The sequence below is a fragment of the Arthrobacter sp. Y3221157 genome (genome assembly GCF_059089865.1).
Genome location: NZ_JBNHFD010000141.1, coordinates 1 through 4,775 on the forward strand (window position 1 = coordinate 1; position 4,775 = coordinate 4,775).

At 64.4% G+C, this 4,775-nt stretch carries 2 protein-coding genes and 1 rRNA gene; all 3 read right to left on the reverse strand.

Annotation, left to right across the window (positions count from 1 at the left end; all coding sequences use genetic code 11):
* Positions 1 to 398 precede the first annotated feature (398 nt).
* Positions 399 to 3,443: a glycoside hydrolase family 2 TIM barrel-domain containing protein gene (locus AC5RTT_RS19620; RefSeq protein ID WP_494146574.1), complete on the reverse strand. Its 3,045-nt coding sequence runs from the start codon at positions 3,441 to 3,443 to the stop codon at positions 399 to 401.
* A 91-nt stretch (positions 3,444 to 3,534) separates the two neighbouring features.
* Entirely contained in the window at positions 3,535 to 4,539 is a 1,005-nt protein-coding gene (locus AC5RTT_RS19625; RefSeq protein ID WP_494146575.1) for a LacI family DNA-binding transcriptional regulator, read from the reverse strand.
* A 127-nt stretch (positions 4,540 to 4,666) separates the two neighbouring features.
* A 5S ribosomal RNA gene (gene rrf, locus AC5RTT_RS19630) occupies positions 4,667 to 4,775 on the reverse strand; the annotation flags it as partial.

The following is a 4,775-nucleotide window of genomic DNA, read 5'->3' on the forward strand; positions in this document are numbered from 1 at the left end:
AACTTGGCACACTATTGAGTTCTCAAACAACAGACACACCCGGCACCACCCAAACCAAACATTCAGGATCGCTCCGGAGCAACTTTTCAAACTTACCCGACCGCCAAATACTTTGCAAATCCGCTTTCCAGCAGTTGCAGCATTCGTGATCAGTCCCCACCAGGTCAAGGCGCGCTAGCAAGCGGGCCATTTTCCAGGCTGTTCAAAGGGGGTTTGGCCGCTATTTTTCCGCTTCAGCGGCGGCGACTCAGAAAACAATACACGCCCGTAAGGCTCACCGCAAATCGCCCCAGCCACGTCAGCCAGAGCCCCAAAATCACCGTGATGACGGGAATTCCGGGGTCCAACAGAGGGCCATCCGTACCAAACCGCCCGCGGCGGTTTAAGTATGCAGTAGCTCACACTGGATTTACCCCTACCGTCCGGAAGACGACAGTGAACTCTGCCGCCCGGGGCTTCAGCCGGTACGGCTCCAGGACTCCAGGCCCGCAAGCCGCCGTGCCCACTCCCCGCTGCACATGGTCCAGGTACATGTAGGTCATGCCATCCGCCCCAAGCTCTGGCCGGTGGGCTGCCGCGTCAAGGACTGCCAAGCTGTATGGCCGTACTGTCAGGGCAAAAGGCTCACCCGTGACCTGCAGCAGGCTTCCGGCAACGTCCAAGGAGGCGGAACGGACTCCGGAGCGGGCACCTGATTCCTGGGGGCGGACATAGTCCACGTCCAGGTCGGCGAGCGGAAGGGAGAACCATCCCGTACGGGCACCTTGGCCGGTGTCCGGATAACTCTGGTGCGGGCCTTTCCCGAACCAGCGCACTGCTGACGCCTCTCCTGCTAGGACAAGCTCCAGGCCGATACGTGCCCATTCCACCTCAAAGCCGGCGCTGACCCAGGTCCCTTCCGGGCGGACGTTCGTCTGGAGAGCCAGGGACGCGCCGTCGCTGGTCCAGGAATAATCCACCTGAACTCCGTACTGCTTGTCCGCGGCACCCACGCGCGTACGGACTATGAGCCGCTCACCGCCGTCGGCCGTTGCCTCGGCACTGATGCCGACAAGCCGGGTGTGCAGCCGGTTCAGCCCGGCGTCCTTCCACTGCGTGGCGAGCGGGCGCGGGTCCTCGCCGGTCCATTCCCGGCCCAGGTCGTTGTCGGTGGGCGCCCACCACAGCACCAGCCCCAGCTTCTCAACAGGCAGATCTCCCAGGAGGATGGGCATCCCGGTGATCCGGCTGAAGACTGCCGGCCCCAGCCGCAGCTCGTTCTCCAAGACAAGGACACGTTCGGTCGCTGCAGGCTCAGCAGTACTGGCAGATAGGACGGACTGGCCCCATGAAATTTCATGGCCTACGGCAGCCCAGGAAGAATCGGCCGCAAGAACCGCCCGCACCGTCAAGACCGCTGCCTGTCCGGCACGGGCAAGTGTGGCGGCACTGTCCGCAACGGCGGCGGGCAGGGGAACCGCAGTTTCGGACTGCGGCGGCAACGGCGCGAGCTGTACCGGTCCGGCGTCCAGCAGGCCGCCGTCGGTCTCAACGGTATAACGGAACTCATACGCGGAGGTGTCGGCGAAGTCCTGCAGGTTGCGGATCCGGAACCCGGACCAGTCATCGGCCACCTCAATCCTGAGTGGCTCGACGACCTTCTTGAAGTCCAGTAGTCCCGGCCGCGGTTTGCGGTCCGCGTCCACCAGGCCGTCCGTGACGAAGTTGCCGTCGTGAATTTCCTCACCGAAATCGCCGCCGTACCCGAAGTACTCACCACCCTCAGCGGACTGCACGGTGATGCCGTGCTCCAGCCACTCCCACACGAAGCCGCCCATGAGGCGCGGATGCCGCTCGAAGAGCTCCTGGTACTCACTCATGCCGCCGGGGCCGTTCCCCATGGCATGCACGTACTCGCACAGCACAAAGGGCATGGCCCGGCGCCGGGCGTCGAGGGCCGCGTCCTCGAGGGGCGGTTCGATGCCCTGTCCGATCAGTGCCGTTTCGTCCTGGCTGGCGTACATGCGCGAGTAGACGTCCACGTAGGGCGAGGACCAGTCCCCCTCGTAGTGGATGGGGCGGGAGGGATCGCGGTCCTTGGTCCAGCGCGACATGGCCGCGAGGTTCCTGCCGGTTCCGGCCTCGTTGCCGAGCGACCACATGATCACGGACGGATGGTTCTTGTCCCGCTCGACCGTACGCTGCATCCTGTCCAGCAGCGCGGGTTCCCAATGCGGATCGTCACTGGGATTCTGCACCCAACCGGCACTTTCAAACCCGTGCGTTTCCAGGTCGCATTCAAGGACTACATAGAAGCCCAGCCGGTCAGCAAGCGCCAGAAATTCGGGATGCGGCGGGTAATGGGACGTCCGGATGGCATTGATGTTGTGCTGCTTCATCAGCCGCAGCTCAGCCTCCACGACATCCTGGGGAACAACGCGGCCCAGGCGGGGATGATGTTCGTGGCGGTTAACGCCGCGTAGCAGGATGCGCCGGCCGTTGACCTTGAACTGCGCATCTTCGATGGTGACGCTGCGGAAGCCCAGCTGCAGGCTGACAGTCTCGCCCGGAGTGCTGACCGATGCATCGTAGAGTTTCGGCAGCTCAGCCGACCAGGGTTCGACGCCGGGGACGCGCACCTCCGTTCCGGCCGGTAGTTCCAGCCCCAAGGCGGGAACGCGTACGACGGCGTCAATCGCCTTCCCGCCCCGGCTCACCTCGACGCGAAGCACGCCTTCGTGACTTCCGTGGTCATAGCCGGCATGGACGAAGAGATCATCGATGCCAGCCGCTGGCCGGGCCTGGAGTGTGACATCCCGGAAAATTCCCGGGAGCCACCACATGTCCTGGTCTTCGACGTAGCTGGCAGCCGAGAACTGGGCCACCCTGACGGCAAGCGTATTGGTGCCTTCCACCAGGACGCCTGAGACGTCAAACTCGTGGGGCAGCCTGCTCCCGCGGGTGGTTCCCAGCTCCACCCCGTTCAGCCAGATGGTGGCGGCGGACTCTATTCCGTCAAACCGCAGCACAGCATGAGGCAGGAACGCGGGTCCGGCCTCGAAGGTCCGCAGGTGGTCTCCGATGGGGTTTGACTCGGGAACGTGCGGCGGTTCGACCGCAAAGGGGAACTGGACGTTGGTGTACTCGGGCGCGCCATGGCCGTGCATTGGCCAGCTGGATGGGACGGGCAGGGCGGTGAAGCCTTCAAGGTCCTCTCCCAACTGCCAGCCGGCTGCCGGCGCGGAGCGGATACCGGGGCTCAACCGGAAGCGCCATTCACCATTCAGGGAGAGCTTGGGCGCGTTGCTTGAAAGGTAGGCCCGTGCCGGGAGCGATCCGCTCCCGGGTTTCACCGACGCCAGTTCCCGTACCGCTGCTGCCCCTACCTCAAGAACTTCCGACTCCTGCGCGGTGCCGAATGTCAGGGTGGTTCCTGCTGGTGTGAAGGGAGTCTGGGCTGGCATGGCGGTCCTTGCTGGAGAGAGGGGCCTGATGGTGCGTGAACGTTCACGAATGCGATCAAGCCTAGCTGCTGTCGCCCCTTTTGAATAGGCCTCAGGCGGATTGACGGACGATAAGTTCGTGCCGGAGGGTGAGTGAAGCAGCGGTGCTTCCCGGCGCCACCGCACCGGAGAGCAGGGCTTCCATGAGGTCGACGGCGGCCCGGCCCACTGCGCGCAGGTCAAGGGCGAGCGTGGTCAGCTCGGGAGTGACAAGTTCGCCCAAAGGAATGCCATCCATCCCGATGACGGCACAGTCCTCAGGGACAGACCTTCCTGAACTGTGGAGTGCCTTCAGCGCACCTGCTGCCATCACATCATTGAACGCCAGCAGCGCTTCCACTTCCGGCTCTTCGTCAAGCAGCTTGTCGACTGCCTCGCGGGCAGCCGTGGCGGACGGGGAGGACTGGACCGTAGTCAACGGGATGCCTGCTGCCGCCGCAGCCGCAGCAACAGCAGCCCCACGGCTGGCAGCCGGACCGCCCTGGTCCGAGTCGAGGAAGGCCACCTTGTGCCGACCGGCGGTGGTCAAATGATGTAGGGCCAGCCTGGCTGCATACGGGTAGTCGAATCCGATGCTGCCGGCGGAACTGCCGTCCGGGTAGTCCAGGCCCACCACGGGGCGGCTGCCCATGAGGGACTGCGCCTCAGCCCCATGCTCCCCGAGGTACCCGATCAGGGCGTCAACCTGGGGTGCCAGCCGGGTAACAGCATCGAGACCGCTACCTGTGCCGTGCCCGTAATCATCCACCACGACATTCCAGCCCCGCTGCGTGGCAGCTTCCACCACGCTGGACGCAAAAGCTGGGAAGTAGGGGTTGGTCAGATCCGGGATTGCCAGGCCTACCGAAGTTCGCGCGCCCTGGACAAGCCCTTTCGCGAACCGGCTTGGGGAGTAGCCCAACTCCACCGCGCATCTCTTGACCCGCTCTCGCGTGGCCGCACTGATACCAGGCATGTCATTCATGGCCCGGGTAACGGTCTGGCGGGAGACACCTGCAGCAGCCGCAACGTCCAGGATGGTGGCGCGCCGGCCGGGGGCATCTGCTGAACGGGTCATGAGACGAGTCTAGGTGCCAGGGCGGCTGCATCCGTGGGGGGCCGCCGCGGGTCTCGGTGCATGACGTGGGTGGGTGGTTAAAGTGGTAGGGCCCTGACAGTGTTTGTCAGGGCCCTACTAATGTTATGTCCGGCGGTGACCTACTCTCCCACACCCTCCCGGGTGCAGTACCATCGGCGCTGTGGGTCTTAGCTTCCGGGTTCGGAATGGGACCGGGCGTTTCCCCCACGCTATGA

Excerpts from the sequence above, each read along its gene's own strand:
- AC5RTT_RS19620 (WP_494146574.1), bottom strand. The coding sequence starts at position 3,443 with ATGCCAGCCCAGACTCCCTTCACACCAGCAGGAACCACCCTGACATTC.
- AC5RTT_RS19625 (WP_494146575.1), bottom strand. The coding sequence starts at position 4,539 with ATGACCCGTTCAGCAGATGCCCCCGGCCGGCGCGCCACCATCCTGGAC.